13 protein-coding genes, 1 tRNA gene, 1 pseudogene and 1 riboswitch are annotated in these 16,357 nt (G+C 68.4%); of the genes and pseudogenes, 8 read left to right on the top strand and 7 right to left on the bottom strand.

Annotation, left to right across the window (positions count from 1 at the left end; genetic code table 11):
- The first annotated feature begins 36 nt into the window (after positions 1–36).
- From ASF81_RS06250 to ASF81_RS15400, 3 genes are all read left to right on the top strand, one after another.
- Entirely contained in the window at positions 37–2,274 is a 2,238-nt protein-coding gene (locus ASF81_RS06250; RefSeq protein ID WP_055806976.1) for a glycoside hydrolase family 3 N-terminal domain-containing protein, read from the top strand.
- Positions 2,275–2,371: 97 nt separating this feature from the next.
- A complete protein-coding gene (carA, locus tag ASF81_RS06245; RefSeq protein WP_055806363.1) occupies positions 2,372–3,532 on the top strand; it encodes a glutamine-hydrolyzing carbamoyl-phosphate synthase small subunit in 1,161 nt (386 codons plus the stop codon).
- Between the two features lie 4 nt (positions 3,533–3,536).
- Positions 3,537–4,481, top strand: a complete 945-nt coding sequence (locus ASF81_RS15400; RefSeq protein WP_235559253.1) for a hypothetical protein — start codon at positions 3,537–3,539, stop codon at positions 4,479–4,481.
- 55 nt (positions 4,482–4,536) lie between these two features.
- Here ASF81_RS15400 and galE read toward each other — a convergent pair.
- The 5 genes and pseudogenes from galE to ASF81_RS06220 form a co-directional block, all read right to left on the bottom strand.
- Positions 4,537–5,481 (bottom strand): annotated as a pseudogene (gene galE, locus ASF81_RS06240) (UDP-glucose 4-epimerase GalE); the annotation flags it as partial.
- A gap of 78 nt (positions 5,482–5,559) precedes the next feature.
- Complete coding sequence (locus ASF81_RS06235) at positions 5,560–5,826, bottom strand: hypothetical protein (RefSeq protein ID WP_039244738.1); 267 nt, start codon at positions 5,824–5,826, stop codon at positions 5,560–5,562.
- A 216-nt stretch (positions 5,827–6,042) separates the two neighbouring features.
- Positions 6,043–6,117, bottom strand: a tRNA-Glu gene (locus ASF81_RS06230).
- Between the two features lie 52 nt (positions 6,118–6,169).
- The gene (gene metB, locus ASF81_RS06225) at positions 6,170–7,351 is read right to left on the bottom strand and encodes a cystathionine gamma-synthase (protein ID WP_055806356.1); all 1,182 of its coding nucleotides are present in this window, start codon (positions 7,349–7,351) and stop codon (positions 6,170–6,172) included.
- Entirely contained in the window at positions 7,348–8,400 is a 1,053-nt protein-coding gene (locus ASF81_RS06220) for a homoserine O-succinyltransferase (RefSeq protein ID WP_055806354.1), read from the bottom strand. The genes metB and ASF81_RS06220 overlap by 4 nt, the downstream gene beginning before the upstream one ends.
- Before the next feature lie 75 nt (positions 8,401–8,475).
- A riboswitch (SAM riboswitch) is annotated at positions 8,476–8,592 on the bottom strand.
- A 188-nt stretch (positions 8,593–8,780) separates the two neighbouring features.
- On the opposite strand from ASF81_RS06220, the gene ASF81_RS15245 reads away from it, so the two are divergent.
- The 4 genes from ASF81_RS15245 (at position 8,781) to ASF81_RS06205 (ending at position 12,125) form a co-directional block, all read left to right on the top strand.
- A complete protein-coding gene (locus ASF81_RS15245; protein WP_168189957.1) occupies positions 8,781–8,921 on the top strand; it encodes a hypothetical protein in 141 nt (46 codons plus the stop codon).
- 101 nt (positions 8,922–9,022) lie between these two features.
- Positions 9,023–10,759: a homoserine dehydrogenase gene (locus tag ASF81_RS06215; protein WP_055806352.1), complete on the top strand. Its 1,737-nt coding sequence runs from the start codon at positions 9,023–9,025 to the stop codon at positions 10,757–10,759.
- 4 nt (positions 10,760–10,763) lie between these two features.
- Entirely contained in the window at positions 10,764–11,717 is a 954-nt protein-coding gene (gene thrB, locus ASF81_RS06210; RefSeq protein ID WP_055806349.1) for a homoserine kinase, read from the top strand.
- A gap of 93 nt (positions 11,718–11,810) precedes the next feature.
- Positions 11,811–12,125: a CsbD family protein gene (locus ASF81_RS06205; protein ID WP_055806344.1), complete on the top strand. Its 315-nt coding sequence runs from the start codon at positions 11,811–11,813 to the stop codon at positions 12,123–12,125.
- Between the two features lie 6 nt (positions 12,126–12,131).
- Here the strand turns inward: ASF81_RS06205 and thrC are convergent, their stop codons facing one another.
- Entirely contained in the window at positions 12,132–13,565 is a 1,434-nt protein-coding gene (gene thrC, locus ASF81_RS06200) for a threonine synthase (protein WP_235559252.1), read from the bottom strand.
- A 183-nt stretch (positions 13,566–13,748) separates the two neighbouring features.
- Here thrC and ASF81_RS06195 point away from each other — a divergent pair, with 183 nt between their 5' ends.
- On the top strand, positions 13,749–14,693 hold the full coding sequence (locus tag ASF81_RS06195; RefSeq protein ID WP_055806342.1) for a retropepsin-like aspartic protease: 945 nt from the start codon (positions 13,749–13,751) through the stop codon (positions 14,691–14,693).
- A gap of 4 nt (positions 14,694–14,697) precedes the next feature.
- Here ASF81_RS06195 and pgm read toward each other — a convergent pair whose 3' ends face one another.
- The gene (gene pgm / locus ASF81_RS06190; RefSeq protein WP_055806339.1) at positions 14,698–16,335 is read right to left on the bottom strand and encodes a phosphoglucomutase (alpha-D-glucose-1,6-bisphosphate-dependent); all 1,638 of its coding nucleotides are present in this window, start codon (positions 16,333–16,335) and stop codon (positions 14,698–14,700) included.
- Positions 16,336–16,357: the final 22 nt, after the last annotated feature.

Raw genomic sequence — 16,357 nt, 5'->3', positions numbered from 1 at the left:
GGGCTTTTGGCCCTGATGGGCGCCGGAGTGTTCCCCATGCCTGTTTCCGCCCAAGCGTCCCGCACCGTCGCCCGTCACCGCCAGAAGATCGAGGATCTGATCGCGGCCATGACGGTCGAGGAGAAGGCGGGCCAGCTGAACCTGCTGGCCGATCCGTTCCGCTGGATGCCGACGGCGGTGAACCCGCTGGACGGCACGGGCGATCCCGCGCGCGTCACGGCCCTGATCCGCGAAGGCAAGGTCGGGTCGCTGTTCAACGGCATCGGCGCCGAGGCGGGCCGTCGCATCCAGCGCGTGGCGATGGAGGAGAGCCGGCTGAAGATCCCGCTGCTGTTCGCGGCGGACGTGATCCACGGCCTGTCGACCATCTTCCCGGTGCCTCTGGCCGAGGCGGCGGCCTTCGACACCGAACTGGCGCGTCGCACGGCGCGGGCGGCGGCGATCGAGACGGCGGCGTCGGCCGTTCACCAGACCTACGCCCCCATGGTGGACGTGGCGCGCGACCAGCGCTGGGGCCGCAACGTCGAGGGCGCGGGCGAGGACGTACTGCTGAACAACCTGCTGGCCGCCGCGCGCGTGCGCGGCTTCCAGGGCGAAAAGGGTCTGGACGACCGTGACGCGGTCCTGGCTACCGCCAAACATATGGCCGCCTATTCCGCCGCCGTGGGCGGGGTCGAATACAACACCACCGACATGAGCGAGCAGACGCTGCGCGGGGTCTTCCTGCCCCCGTTCAAGGCCTCCGTGGACGCCGGCGCCCTGTCGATCATGAGCGCGTTCAACGACGTCAATGGCGTGCCGGCGTCGGGCAGCCGCAAGCTGCTGACCGACATTCTGCGCGGCGAATGGGGTTTTGAGGGCTTCGTCGTTTCCGACTACACCTCCGAGCAGGAGCTGGTGGCCCACGGCTTCGCCGAGGACGGCCGCGACGCCGCCCGCCTGGCCTTCAACGCCGGGGTCGATGTGTCGATGGTCTCGGGCCTGTATCTGGAACATCTGCCTAGTCTGGTCGCCTCGGGCGAAGTGTCGATGGCGCGTCTGGACGAGGCGGTGCGCCGCGTCCTGAACACCAAGGCGGCGCTGGGCCTGTTCGACGACCCCTATCGCGGCACCGATCCGATGCGTGAAAAGGCGGTGGTCGGGTCGCGCGAGCACGTCGAGCTGTCGCGCGAGGCGGGCCGCAAGTCGGTCGTGCTGCTGAAGAACGACAACGGCCTGCTGCCGCTGAAGAAAAGCCAGAAGATCGCCCTGGTCGGCCCGTTCGCCGACGACGTGGACAATGTCTGGGGGCCGTGGACCATCTGGGGCGCGCCCGAGCGCCGCGTTTCGCTGGAAGCCGGCTTCCGCGCGGCCATGAGCGATCCGCGGAACCTGACCCTCGCACGCGGCTCGGGCGTCGAGACGCCGCTGGACGGCGGGATCGAGCAGGCCGTCGCCGCCGCCCGCGACGCCGAGGTCATCGTCCTGGCCATCGGCGAGGCGACCAACATGTCGGGCGAGGCCCAGTCGCGCACCGAGATCGTGGTGCCCGCGCCGCAGGTCGCCCTGGTCGACGCTATGGCGGCGCTGGGCAAGCCCATGGTCATCCTGCTCAGGAACGGCCGGGCGCTTGCGCTGGAAGGCAATGTGAAGAACGCCCAGGCCATCGTCGTGACCTGGTTCCTGGGCGAACAGATGGGCCATGCCGTCGCCGACGTCCTGTTCGGCGATCACGGCCCGTCGGCGCGCCTGCCGGTCAGCTTCCCGCACAAGTCGGGCCAGCAGCCCTATTCCTACGACCGCAAGACCACCGGCCGCCCGGCCAATCCCGATCTGGCGAGCGAGGAATACAAGGCCCGCTATCGCGAGACGACCAATACGGCGCTGTATCCCTTCGGCTATGGCCTGACCTATGGCGCGATCAGCTATGGGCCGGTCGAGATGGAGAGCGACAAGTTGGCCTGGGCCGGCGCGCTGGACCTGGCCGTGACCGTGACCAACACCGGGCCGCATCCGGCCGAGGAGCTGGTGCAGCTTTATATCCACGACCGGGTCGCCAGCCTGACCCAGCCTGGCCGTTTGCTCAAGGACTTCAAGCGCGTGTCGCTGAAGCCGGGCCAAAGCACAAAGGTGACCTTCACCCTGAACGCCCGCCAGCTGGGCTTCATCGGCGCGGACGAGACCTGGCGCATCGAGCCCGGCCTGTTCGACGTCTGGCTGGCGCCGCACGCCCAGGGCGGGGCGAAGGCGACGTTCCAGCTGATCGGTCCGGCGTCGATCACCGACGGTCGGTGACGCGCGCCACGTTGACGGGGCAGGCGGCAGGGCTTAACGACGCCGCCGTTTGCCTTCGGCCTTCGTATCGGCCGGATTCGATTTTAGGAGCGCGCCCATGACGACGAAGATTCTTCCGGGCGCCACCGGCGTTCTCGCGCTCGCAGACGGCACCATCCTGCAGGGCATCGGCGTGGGCGCCGTGGGCTCGGCCTTGGGCGAGGTGGTCTTCAACACCGCCATGACCGGCTATCAGGAAATCCTGACCGACCCGTCCTACATGAGCCAGATCCTGGCCTTCACCTTCCCGCACGTCGGCAATGTGGGGACCAATGTCGAAGACATCGAGCAGATGGGCGGCGGGTCCGACACCTCGGCGCGGGGCGCCATCTTCCGCGACGTGCCGACCGATCCGGCCAACTATCGCTCGGACGCCAGTTTCGACGACTGGATGAAGCGGCGCGGCGTCGTGGGTCTGGCCGGGGTCGACACCCGCGCCCTGACCAAGATCATCCGCGACAAGGGCGCGCCTCACGCCGTCATCGCGCACGACCCGGACGGAAACTTCGACCTGGAGGCCCTGGTGGCTCAGGCCAAGGGCTGGACCGGGCTGGTCGGTCTGGACCTGGCCAAGCCCGCCTCGACTCTGCAGGCGTTCGAATGGAACGAGGGTCTGTGGGACTGGCCGGAAGGTCACCCCAAGACCGAAGGCCGCAAGGACGTGGTCGTCATCGACTACGGCGTGAAGCGCAACATCCTGCGCGCCCTGGCCTCGACCGGCGCGCGCATCACCGTGGTCCCGGCGACGACGACGGCGGAAGAGGTTCTGGCCCGCAATCCCGACGGCGTGGTCCTGTCGAATGGTCCGGGCGATCCGGCCGCCACGGGCGAATACGCCGTGCCTGAAATCCAGAAGCTGGTCGCCAGCGGCAAACCGTTGATGGGCATCTGCCTGGGCCACCAGATGCTGGCCCTGGCCTTGGGCGCCAAGACGGTGAAGATGGATCAGGGCCACCACGGCGCCAACCATCCGGTCAAGGATCTGACTACCGGCAAGGTCGAGATCGTGTCGATGAACCACGGCTTCACCGTCGATCGCGACAGCCTGCCCGACGCCGTGACCGAGACCCACGTCAGTCTGTTCGACGGCACCAACTGCGGCATCGCGGTCAAGGACAAGCCGATCTTCAGCGTCCAGCACCACCCCGAGGCCTCGCCCGGGCCGACCGACAGCCTGTATCTGTTCGACCGGTTCGCCGATCTGATGGGCGCGCGCTGAGGCCATGAAGCAGGGGGCGGTTCGGTCGGACTATCTGGACTGGCTGGCCGAGGCGTTCGACGTCGGTCGCCGGTTTACGCCCCTGCCGGACGGCGATGTCGTGGTCGGTTATGCGACGGGATACGACGCGGCCGACATCGCGCCCTTCGTCCTGTCGCTGCGGGCTGTGTTCGAGGGCCCTGTGGCCCTCGTGGTCGACGCCGAACCGGATTTGCGCGCCTTTCTGGCCCAGCATCGGGTGACCGCCGTCGATGCGCCGGTCTGGCGCGGATGGGCGCCGCATCCGGTGATGCAGCGGTTCGTGGCCTTCGCGGGATTGCTGGGCGATCGATCAGGCGTCACCCTGGCCTGCGACGTGCGCGATGTGATCTTCCAAGCGCCGCTCTTCGATCCGGCGCCTGAGGGGCTTGAGGCCTATGTCGAGGCCGAGACGCCGCTGGGCGATCACGCCTTCAACATGAAGTATCTACGCGCCCTGTTCGGCGACGCCCAGGCGCGGCAACTGGCCGACAAGGCCTGTCTGTGCGTCGGCACCATCGTCGGGCCGCGCGCCGAGGTCTCGCGCCTGTCGCGACTGATTCTATCGCTGGCGGCGACGCCGCGATCCGAGATCGGCGGGGCGTTCGGCGCCGATCAGGCGGCCTTCAACATGGCGATCCATCAGGGTCTGACGGCGATGAGCGTGCGCCCCAACTATGAACGCGTGGCGACCTTGGGCCTGACGCCCGGCGAGACCCTGAGGTTCGAAGGCGGCAAGGTCGTCAATCCCGACGCCAGCGTCAGCCCCATCGTCCATCAGCATGATCGCCATCCGCATCTTGAAGCGCCGGTCCATGCGCTGTGGGGTGGCGGGCTGGAGCTGCGGCGGCGGGTAAGGCCCAAGTCGGCGGGGCAGAAGTTCGAAAAGCTGAAAGCCTCGCTGCGCCGCCGGATGCCCGAACTGCGCTGACCCGGCTGTGCCAAGCCCAGGCGCTGGCGACGATGGAAGGCAGGTCCGACTGGCGTGGCGCAAAGCCCAGCGCCTGACGCGCCAGAGTGATGTCCGACACCAGGTGCGGCGGGTCGCCCGCGCGACGTGCTCCGGCTGCGTCGGGCAGTCGAAGGCCGCTGTGTGCCATGATTGCCTCAAGAACCTGCCGCACCGAATGGCCGTGGCCGGCGCCCAGATTATAGGCGAAGAAGCCGCGTCGGTCGCCGAGCAACTGGGTCAGGGCGGCAAGGTGGCCCTGAGCCAGGTCGCACACGTGGACATAGTCGCGCACCGCCGTGCCGTCGGGCGTCGGATAGTCGGTCCCATGAACGGCGAAATCGTCGATCTGGCCGCGTAGGGCCATCATGGCGCGCGGGATCAGATGGGTCTCGACCGGCCGATCTTCGCCGATCAGGCCTGACGTCGAGGCGCCGCTGGCGTTGAAATAACGCAGCGCGATCACATTCAGCCCGTGCGCGGCGCTGGCGTCCGACAGCATCTGTTCGCAGCCCAGTTTGGAACGGCCATAGGGGGTGACGGGGGCCAGCGGCGTCGCCTCGGTGATCGGATCGTCGCCGGGATCGCCATAGACGGCGCAGGTGCTGGAAAAGACCAGTCGGTTCACGCCCGCTTCCCGCATCCCGCCCAGCAGCCCCAACAGACCACCGACATTGTTGCGGTAGTAGTCCAGCGGCGCGCGCACCGATTCAGGGACCACGGACGAGCCGGCGAAATGCATGACGGCGCTGATGTCGTGGGCGATCAGGGTGTGGCGCACCTTGTCCGCGTCCCAGACATCGCCCTCGACCAGCGGTCCCCAGCGCACGAATCGGCGCCGGCCGGTCGACAGGTTGTCATAGGTAACGGGTCGATAGCCGGCGGCCGCCAGAGCCTCGCACACATGGGCGCCGATATAGCCCGCGCCGCCCGTGACCAGAATCGCCTTCGCAAATGTCAGCGCCGATCCGACTTCGCCCATCCGCTCTTGTCGGATACCAAGGGTCGGTAAATCAACCCCAAATCACCAGCACGTGTATCCAGAGGTGTGCGGCGACTTTCAGGGGATCGGCGAGAAACTGCGCTCTTCGCGCAGAGCGCTGGCTTTCCGGACGGCGATCGGTGCGGCATGCAGCCAGTAGTCGGCGTCTTCGAGACGCTGCTCCCTGCGGCGCTCCAGTCCGCGCAGGCGGCGCAGGGCGGCGTTCTGGAGAAGGCGCGCATGCAGGGCGCGGGGCGACAGTTCGGCGATGGCGGGAGAGCCGGGGACGGCGACGGCGTCGGGGCCTTTGGGCTCCACCGCCGGGCGGGCGATGGCGATAAACATGAGGATCTCGGTGCAGGAGGGAGAGGCGCTTCTGCGCCGAGCTAACGATGGGTTAACCACAGTCCCTGTGGATAGTTCCTGACTGCGTCCGAAAAAAGTCCGTGAATCGAAAGACTTACTGCCCGTTTCCGGACAAAATCGTTACCGAAATCTTAATCCGGGGTCGGAGCGTTCGCTCAACGATGTCCGGTAAGGGCGCTGAAAAGGCGCCGCCGGTGGCAGTCCCTAGGGGAGTCGAACCCCTCTTTTCAGGTTGAAAACCTGACGTCCTAACCGATAGACGAAGGGACCGCGGCCGGGGCGGCGCATTTGCCCCGGTTCGGCCGTTCCTGCAAGCAAAAAGTTACGCCGCTTCCGCCTTCGCCGGGACGAGGGCGTCCAGCGCCGGGAACAGGTCGGCGATCAGATCCTCGACATGCTCCAGACCCACCGACAGGCGCACCAGGCCGTCGCCGATGCCGGCCGTCGCGCGCTGTTCCGGCGTCATGGCGGCGTGGGTCATGGTGGCGGGGTGGGCGATCAGGCTTTCCACTCCGCCCAGCGATTCCGCCAGGGTGAAGATCTCCAGCGTCTCGACCAGATCGCGCACGGCGTCCGTGCCGCCTTGCAGCTCAAAGCTGAGCATGGCGCCGGGGCCGGCCTGCTGGGCCGCGACCAGGGCGTGGTTGGGGTGCGACTTCAGGCCCGGATAGTGGACGGCCTTGACCGCCGGGTGGGCGGCCAGCTTTTCGGCGATCTTGCCGGCTGTGGCCTGCTGCCGCTCGATGCGCGCGAACAGGGTGCGCACGCCGCGCAGGGTCAGATAGGCGTCGAAGGGCGAGCCGGTCACGCCGGTGCAGTTGGCCCACCAGGCCAGGGTCTGGTGGTCCTCGGCGTCGGCCGAGATGACGGCGCCGCCGACCACGTCCGAATGGCCGTTGATGAACTTGGTCGTCGAGTGGACGACGAAGTCTGCGCCCAGCTTGATCGGGTTCTGCAAGGCCGGCGACAGGAAGGTGTTGTCGCACACGACCTTGGCGCCCGCCGCATGGGCGCGGGTGCAGATGTCGGCGACATCGACCAGACGCAGCAGCGGGTTGGACGGGGTCTCGACCAGCACCAGCTTGGGCTTCAGGGCCAGGGCGGCATCGAAGGCGACGGGATCGCCCTGATCGACCAGAAGCAGTTCGAAATGCCCCTTCTTCGCGCGGGCGTTCAGCAGGCGACAGGTGCCGCCGTAACAGTCGTGCGGCGCGATCAGCAGGTCGCCCGGCTCCAGCAGGGTCAGCGGCAGGTCAACCGCCGCCATGCCGGTGGCGGTGATGACGCAGCCGGCGCCGCCCTCCAGCTCGGTCAGGGTTTCGGCCAGCACGTCGCGGGTCGGATTGCCCGAACGGCTGTAGTCGTATTTCCGCTTCTGATCGAAGCCGGCGAAGGAATAGTTGGACGACAGATACAGCGGCGGCATGACCGCGCCATGGGCCGTGTCCGTATCCACGCCCGTGCGGGCGGCAATGGTGTGCGGATTGGCGGGACGGGCGGTCATGCTTTGATATCCTTCAAGGCGGCGCGGAGGATGTCGCCGACGAAGGCGTCCTCCTTCAGAAAAGCGTCGTGGCCATACAGGGAGGGCGCCTCGACGAAGCGCCACAGGGTCGGCAACCGCGCGGCCAGTTCGCGGATGTCGTCGATCGGCACCAAACGGTCGGAGGTGAAGCCGATCAGGGTGACGGGCGTGGTGATGGCTTCCGGGGTCACGCTATGGCGATCCAGAGAATCGGACATCGACAGCCAGCGGGCCGGGGTGGTGTGGGTGCGGTAGGCTTGGCCCCGCGCCGTCAGATAGTCGCAGACGGGATAGGCGCCGCCGACAGCCGCCGGCGCGGTGGTGTCGAAGCGGTCGTCGAACTCCTCGGCCGTGCGATAGGTGGTCATGGCCAGTTCGCGGGCCAGGGCGACGCCCTCCTCGGGACGGCCGGCGGCGACGGCGAACTGCAGGATGCGGCGCTGGATGCCGCGCCAGGCGGTGGCCTGGGGATGGGCGCGGTGGGCGGCCGACACGATGATCAGCTGCTCGGCCCAGTCGGGGAACAGTTCGGCGAAGGCCAGCCCGACCATGCCGCCGTACGAGCAGCCGACGAAGGCGGCGACGCGCTCGATCTTCAGATGGTTCAGCACCAGGGCCAGCAGGCGCGCCTGGTCTTGAGTGGTGATGGTGACGGGCTTGTCCAGGAACTCGGCGCCGGGGGCGAAATCGACGGCAAGAACTTGCAGGCGGCTCAGATCGATGGGCCCGCGCACCGAAACGGCGCCAGACCACCAGCCCAAGCCGTTGGTCTCCGTCCGGTGGACGAAGCGTCCGGCCGAGATGCCGCCGGCGACCACGACGACGGGGGCGCCGATCCGGCCGTGCAGGCGTCCGACGATATTGGGCTGGTTCAGCTTTTCGCCCGAGGCGAGGCGGAAGTCGGCGGGAATGGGAACGATGACGTCGCGGGCGCCGCCGCGCTCACGCGTCGGTTCGCGGACAGGGGTGATGGCTGTCGCGCGGCGACAGTCGGGGTCTTCGAGCAGGGTGGTTTCGGCCAGTGTCATCGTCGTTCCGCATCGTTCTCGCTCAGCAAGTCTCGATGCGGTGACAGAGCGTGGAGCGTCGTCTCGTCGATGCTCCACTCATCTCTCGCGACCCCGAAGGACCCCGCAGGAGTTGGCACCGTTTCGAGCTGTGAGACCCGATGGTTGCCCCAGCGTCAAAGGGCCTAATCCCTCGGCTGGTCTTGATGAGTGACTTTACGTTGATGATCCGGGCGGCACCGGTCAAGCGAAAAATTCAACCTCATTAGTGGCATCGGTCGACTCGATGGGGGTGAAAACGCACCGTAAGCGCCTTGTCGTGAAAAAATCATCCAATGCGACTTGACAAGGTCAGGGTCGTCCGATCACCCTAGGCCCAGATTTCAACCGGACCCTGCCCTGTGCAACAGCGCTCGCTCATCGCCGAAGTTTCGACCGTCGCCGGCCTCGCCGCGACGCGTTTCGGCATGATCCTCGGCGGCGCGATTATCGGCGGCACCACCGGCACCACCACCATGCCCGAACGGGCGGGACGAGTTTAGCGCGCCGAACCCCGGCAACCGCAGAACCCGAACCCCGCCCGGTCCGCCAGGCGGGGTTTTTCTTTTCACCCCACCCCATCCCGACCTTTCCCGAGAACCCGATGTCCGCCCAACTCGCCGTCGTAGAAAAATCCGAAAGCCTCGATCCCAGCAGTCAGCCTGCGCCAGAGGTCGTGGTGCTGAAGTTCGGCTCGTCCATCCTGCGCAGCCCGGCGGAGGCGCCGCTGGTCGCCTCGGCCGTCTATGGCCATGTGCGGGCTGGCCGAAAGGTGGTGGCGGTGGTCTCGGCCTTCGGCGGGGCGACGGACCGGTTGCTGGGCGAGGCGCGGGCGCTGGGCCTGGCCCATTCCAACGACCTGCTGCCGGGCTATGTGGCCCTGGGCGAGGAAAAGTCGGCGGCCCTGGTGGCCATCGCCTGCGACCGGATCGGCCTGGACGCCTGCGTCCTGTCGGTCCGCGAACTGGGCATCGTGGCGGAGGGCGAGCCGGAGCATTCGCGCCCCTGCGGTCTGCGACCCGACCATCTGAAACAGGCGCTGGCCCGGCACGAGGTGGTGGTTGTGCCCGGGTTCGGCGCGGTGCGGCCGGACGGCAAGGTGGCCCTGCTGGGACGGGGCGGATCGGATCTGACGGCGGTTTTCCTGGCCGCTGAGCTGGGGCTGAAGAAGGTGCGGCTAGTCAAGGATGTGGACGGCCTCTACGACCACGACCCCAACGACAAGACGGCCCCGGCCCTGCGCTATCGCCGCGCGTCGTGGGACGTGGCGCGCAAGCTGGGCGGGGCGCTGGTCCAGCATGACGCCATCGACCTCGGCGAAAGCCGCGGGGTCGAGATCGAGGTGGCGGCCCTGGACCGCGCCGACGGCACGGTCATCGGCGACAAGTCGGCGCCGCCCGGCCCGGCGCCCGCCCTGCCGCCGCTGAAGGTCGCGGTCGCCGGATGCGGCGTCGTCGGCGGCGGCGTGCTGGGCAAGCTGCTCGATGATCCCCGCTACGAAGTCGTGGGCGTGCTCGTGCGCAACCCGAAAAAGGCCCGCGACGTCGACTGTCCGGCTTCGTTGTTCACCTCCAACCCGGCGGACCTGTGGGCCAAGAAGCCCGACATCGTGCTGGAGGCCCTTTCGGAAGGCGAGGCGGGCCATGCGGTGATCCGCGCCGCGCTCGAGGTCGGCTGCGATGTCGCCAGCGCCAACAAGCAGGCGGTCAGCCGCGATCCGGGCGGCCTTCAGGCGCTGGCCGATGCGAAGGGCCGGCGCATCTTCTGGTCGGCTTCGGTCGGAGGCGGATCGCCGATGATCGAGACGGTGCGCGCCGCCCGCGCGGCAGGCGAGGTGGTCGGCTTCGAGGCGGTGCTGAACGGCACGGTCAACTTCATGCTGGAGCGGTTGGGCGACGGGGCGGCGTTCAACGAAGCCCTGGCGGACGCCCGCGCGGCGGGCTTTGCGGAGGAGGACCCGTCTTCGGATCTGGAAGGTCTGGATGCGGCGGCCAAGGTGCGGCTGCTGTGCCACGAGGCTTTCGGCCGTTCGCCCGACGGCGACGTGCCCCGCGACCACCTGACCGAGACGACCTCAGCCGCAGGCGGCGTGCGCCAGATCGGCGCCGCCCATCTGAAGGACGGGGTGATCCGCCCGTCGGTGTCGCTGAACGCCGACCATGGCGATCCGCTGTTCTTGACCCTGCGCGGCGAGGGCAATGCGCTGAAGGTCTACGGCGCCGACGGCCGCGTGTGGCGCTGCCGGGGGCGGGGCGCCGGGCGTTGGGCCACGACCGAGAGCATCATGGCGGACCTGGCCGAGATCGTGCGTGCACGGCGCGCCGATGCGGGCCTAAACTAAGCCCATGGCCGTTTTCACCCCCGTCTCTATCGCCGACGCCAAGGCGTTCCTGGCCGGCTACGACATCGGCGAGGTGGTCGAACTGACGGCCATCGCCGAGGGGGTGGAGAATACCAACTATCGGCTGGACACGACGCAGGGCCGGTTTGTGCTGACCCTGTTCGAGGGGCGGACGGACGAGGCCTCGTTGCCCTTCTGCCTGGGGCTGACGGCGCATCTGGCGGCGCGCGGTTTTCCTTGCCCGACGCCGATCGAGGACCGGACGGGCGGCTGGCTTGCACGGCTTAACGGCCGGGCGGCGGCGGTGATCGAATGGAAGACCGGGGCCTGGCTGCGCACGCCGTCATCGGCCGATCAGGCGGCGGCGGGCGCGGTGCTGGCGCGGCTTCACCTGACGGCGGCTGATTTTGATCTGAAACGGGTCAATCCGGTCGGGCCGGCCATGTGGCGTCGGCTGGCCGATCGTTGCGTCGAGGGAGAAGAGCGGGCGTCCGACGCGGATCGCGCGCTGCTGAGACAGGTCCAGGCGACGCTGGCGCGTTTGGGCGATCCCTTTGCGGACGACCTGCCGGGCGGGGCGATCCATGCGGACTATTTCCCCGACAATGTGCTGTTCGAGGACGACGCCGTTTCGGCGGTGATCGACTTCTATTTCGGCTGCGCCGGCGCCTTCGCCTATGACCTCGCCATCGCCCTGTCGGCCTGGGGTTTCGATGCCGAAGGGCGAGCCATGCCGGACGCGCTGGCGGCGTTCCAGCGCGGCTATGAGTCCGTGCGGACGCTTAACGCCGCCGAGCGGGAGGCCTTGCCGCGTCTGGGCGAAGCGGCGGCCCTGCGGTTCACCGTGACCCGGCTGCACGACCGCATTTTCCATGATCCCGCCAATTTGGTGACGCCCAAGGATCCGGCGGTCTTCCTGCGTCGGATGGACCACTGGCGCGCGACCGAACCGGCGTGAGGCGTCTGCGCGGCTTCGTCGCTGGAACCGAAAGCTTGGCCGGGATTTTGATGGTGCAACGGCGACGTGCGCCGCTCCCCGAGGACGAAGATCATGACTGACGAAACCATCAACGGCGCCGCCTCGCAGGCGCAAGGCAAGTTCCAAAAAGGCGTCGGCAAGCTGGTCGGAGACCAGAAGCTGCAGGTCGAAGGCGCCTATAACGACGCCAAGGGCCGCTCGCTGGAAACCTTCGGCAAGGCGATGGATTCGGTCGATCGCCTGGTCGAGAAGGTTCCCGTCGACTACCGCGACAAGGCCCGCACCGTCGCCGCCGAGGCGCGCAAGCGTCCGCTGGTCACGACCCTGTCGGTTGCCGGCGTCGGCCTGCTTCTGCTGCGCGCCCTCACCGGCGGCGGTCGTCGCTAAGACGTTTTAGTGGCGGCCTGAAAAGGCCGCCACGGCGTCACGCGTCGCGTCCATCGTCTGATCGACGATCGTCAACCGCTCGGGCTTGTAGCCCAGGGCGGCGATGACGTTTGCGAGTTCGGGTTCGAAGCCCAGGACGTTCGAGACGAAGTCGCCGAACTTGGACGGGTGGGCGGTGGACAGAGCGACGACGGGGCCTTTTGAGCGGTCTTGGCGACGCGCGGCGGCCAGCGCCACAGCCGTATGCGGACAGACGACACGGCCCCAGGCCTGATGGGCGTGGGCGATCTCGGCGCGCGTCTCGTCCTCGTCGATGGAGACCGCCGAGACCTGATCGCGCAGGGCGACGAGAAGGTCCGGATCGAAGGCGATGGCGCCGTCGCGGGCGAAGGTTTCGAACACGGTGCGCGTCGCCTCGGCGTCGCGGCCCGTCGCCTCGAACACCAGCCGCTCGAAGTTGGACGGCGCCTGCACATCCATGGACACGCTGCCGCTTTCGACCGCCGGACGGCGTGAATAGAGGCCGTCGTTGAGGGCGCGGGCCAAGGCGTCGTTCTGGTTCACGGCGGCGACGAAGCCGTTGGACGGCAGGCCCATTTTCGTAGCGGCGATGCCGGCGAAGGCGTCGCCGAAGTTGCCGGTCGGCACGACAAAGGTCGCGGCCCCGCCCAGCTGGGCCGTGGCGGAGACATAGTAGGGAATCTGGCCCGCGAGCCGCGCCCAGTTGATCGAATTGACCGAGGACAGGCGGCCGCGTTCGCGCAGAGCCTCGTCGGCCAGCAGGCCCTTCACCAGGCGCTGGCAGTCGTCGAAATCACCACGCACGGCCAGGTTCAGGACATTGTCCGCCTCGACCGTCGTCATCTGTTTGCGCTGAACCGGCGAGATGCGGTCCAGCGGGTGGAGCACCACCAGATCGACCGACGTGGCGCCGGCGAAGGCGCGCACGGCGGCGGCGCCGGTGTCGCCTGAGGTGGCGGTCAGAATGGTGAGACGCTCGCCTGAGGCGGCCAGCGCCTCGTCCGTCAGGCTGGCGACTAGCTGCATCGCCAGATCCTTGAAGGCGGCGGTCGGGCCGTGGAACAGCTCCAGCACGAACAGGCCCGGCTCTAGTTCGACCAGAGGCGTAACCAGCGGATGGTCGAACCCGGCGGTCAGTCGGTCCAGCGCGCGGTCCAGCGCGCCGGCGGGCAGGGCGTCACCGATGAAGGGGGCGATGGCTTGCAGCGCGATCGCTTTGTAATCGGCCGTTCCCGTCCAGGCTTCGGGCGACAGACCGGGCCAGGCGGTCGGCATATAGAGGCCGCCGTCGGGGGCGATGCCGCGCAGCAGGGCGTCGGAGAAATCGGTTTCGGGCGATTGGCCTCGGGTCGAGACGTAGCGGGCGCTGGAGGTGCTCATGACGCCGATGGTCGTAGCCAGACGGGGCGGCGGCGTCACCCGCTTTCTGGATGATTTTGTCGGGTTTTCGCGGACTGTGGCCCGACTATCAGCGTAGGGACGTTGCAGTGGCGGTTTAGGCGCACATTTTTGCCGTTTCAGGGGCAATGTCGTCGGTCCTGCAAAAGGGGTTGCGACATCGCCCCGCTGGCGCGGATCGCTGCGACGGTCCATGTCAGGAGCATGAGACGACGCGATCTTCTGATCCGGCTGGGGCTGGTCGCCGGCGGCGCAGGCGGGGCCTGGTGGCTGCGCGACCATGTGGTCTGGCGCGGGCCGACGGTCGCCTTCGCGGCGAACGGCTCCAGCGGCTGGCTGCCCTATGCCGAGCCGCGCGCGCCGACCCCAATAGTTGAGGTGACGGTGAACGGACAGCCGCTGCGGGCCCTGATCGATTCCGGGGCGCAGTATTCGGTCATCGACCGGTCGCTGGTCGAGCGGTTGGGGCTGACCAATGTCTTCAACATCCCGATGGTGGCTTACGGCGTCGGCGGCGACGCCCAGGTCGGACGCGGGACGACGCTGGATGTGGCGATCGGCGGCTTGCGGCTGACCGGATTGCGGGCGGCGATCCTCGGCCTGGGGCCGCTGGCCAGCGATCAGGGATTGGGTGCGGCGCTGATCCTGGGACAGGACGTGCTGCGCGAACTGGTGCTGGAGCTGGACACGGCGGAGCATAGGGTTCGGTTCCTGCCGCGCGAGGGCTGGACGCCGCCGTCGTCGCTGAAGTCCGTTCCGGTGACACGGGCCGGCAAGGCCTTGCAGGCGGACATCACCCTGGAAGGGGCGACGGTCAATGCGGTGATCGACACCGGCGCCTCGGCCGTGCTGGCCGTCACGCGCGAGACGGCCCAGGCCGCCGGCCTGCTGGACGGCCGCGAACGCACGCCGGGCCAGAGCATCGTTCTGGGCGGCACGGTGCGCGCCGAGACCGTCGTCGTGCGCACCCTGACCATCGGCGACGAACTGTATCGTCAGGCGACGGTCGCCATCTATGACGACGTCGCCGTGCCGGGCTTCCCCAAGGCCCTGGTCGGCATGGCCGCGTTCGAGAACCGGCGGCTTGCACTGGACCTGGGCGGCCCCGGCCTGTTCGTCGAACGGCCGATGGAGATCACGGTCGGCTAAGCCATCAGCCCGCCAGAGCCGCCGCCACCACGGCCCTGGCCTCGGCCTGAACGGTCGCCAGATGGTCGGGGCCGAGGAAGGATTCGGCGTAGATCTTGTAGACGTCCTCGGTGCCCGAGGGGCGGGCGGCGAACCAGGCGTCGGCGGTGACGACCTTCAGCCCGCCGATGGTCTCGCCGTTGCCGGGGGCCTTCGTCAGGATGTCGGTGATCGGCTGACCGGCCAGGGTGGTCGCGGTCACGTTCGCGGGGCTGAGCGCAGCAAGCCGGGCCTTTTCCGTGCGGTTGGCCGGAGCATCGACGCGGGCGTAGGCGGGAGCGCCGTACTGGTCGGTCAGGCTAGTGTAGAGTTGGCTGGCGCTCTGGCCAGTGCGGGCCTGGATCTCGGCGGCCAGCAGGCAAAGGAGGATGCCGTCCTTGTCCGTCGTCCACACCGTGCCGTCGTGGCGCAGGAAGGAGGCCCCGGCCGATTCCTCGCCGCCGAAGCCGACGGTTCCGTCCAAGAGGCCGGGCACGAAGTGTTTGAAGCCGACGGGAACTTCCAGCAGGCGGCGACCCAGGCCGGCGACGACCCGGTCGATCATGGACGATGAGACCAGGGTCTTGCCCACCGCGACGTCCGCGCCCCAGCCGGGCCGATGGGCGAACAGATAGGCGATGGCGGCGGCCAGGAAATGGTTGGGGTTCATCAGTCCGGCGTCGGGGGTGACGATGCCGTGGCGATCCGCGTCGGCGTCGTTGCCGAAGGCGACATCATAGGCCGAGCCGCCCTTCATCATGCCGATCAGACCGGCCATGGCGCTGGGCGATGAACAGTCCATGCGGATCTTGCCGTCGGCGTCCAGCGGCATGAAGGCCCAGCGCGGATCGACGGCGTCATTGACGACGGTCAGGTTCAGTCGGTGGCGCTCAGCGATCTCACCCCAATAGGCCACGGCCGCGCCGCCTAGCGGATCGGCGCCGATGCGGACGCCGGCGTTGCGGATGGTGTCCAGGTCGAGAACGCTGGGCAGGTCGTCGATATAGGCGGCGAGGTAGTCGAACCGGCCCGCCGCCGCATGCGCTTGGGCGAAGGGGACGCGACGGACCTCGGTCAGGCCGCCTTCGATCAGCTGGTTGGCGCGGGCGGCGATGGCGGACGTGGCCTCGCCCCCGGCCGGGCCGCCGGAGGGGGGATTGTATTTGATGCCGCCGTCGCGGGGCGGATTGTGCGAAGGCGTGATCAGGACGCCGTCCGCCTGTCGGCTATTCGTGCAGTTGTGGGTCAGGATGGCGTGCGAAACGGCTGGCGTAGGGGTGAAGCCGTCGCGGGCGTCGATCAGCACCTCGACCCCGTTGGCGATCAGCACCTCGAGCGTCGTGCGGAAGGCGGGCTCAGACAGGCCGTGTGTGTCGCGACCAAGAAACAGCGGGCCGTCGACGCCCTGGGCTGCGCGGTATTCGGCGATCGCCTGGGCGATGGCGAGGATGTGGGCCTGGTTGAAGGCGCCGTCCAGGCTGGAGCCGCGGTGGCCCGAGGTGCCGAACACAACCCGCTGCTGCGGATCGCCCATGTCGGGCCGGGTCGTCTCATAGGCGCCGAGCAGGGCGTCGAGATCGATCAGGTCTTCGGGGCGTGCGGTCGTGCCGGCGCGGTCGTGCATCGTCAGTCAATCAATCGTTCTG

The organism is Brevundimonas sp. Leaf168 (assembly GCF_001423685.1).
GTDB lineage: Bacteria > Pseudomonadota > Alphaproteobacteria > Caulobacterales > Caulobacteraceae > Brevundimonas > Brevundimonas vesicularis_C.
Note: the sequence above shows the minus strand (reverse complement) of the source record. Positions and strands in the feature narration are given on the sequence as shown.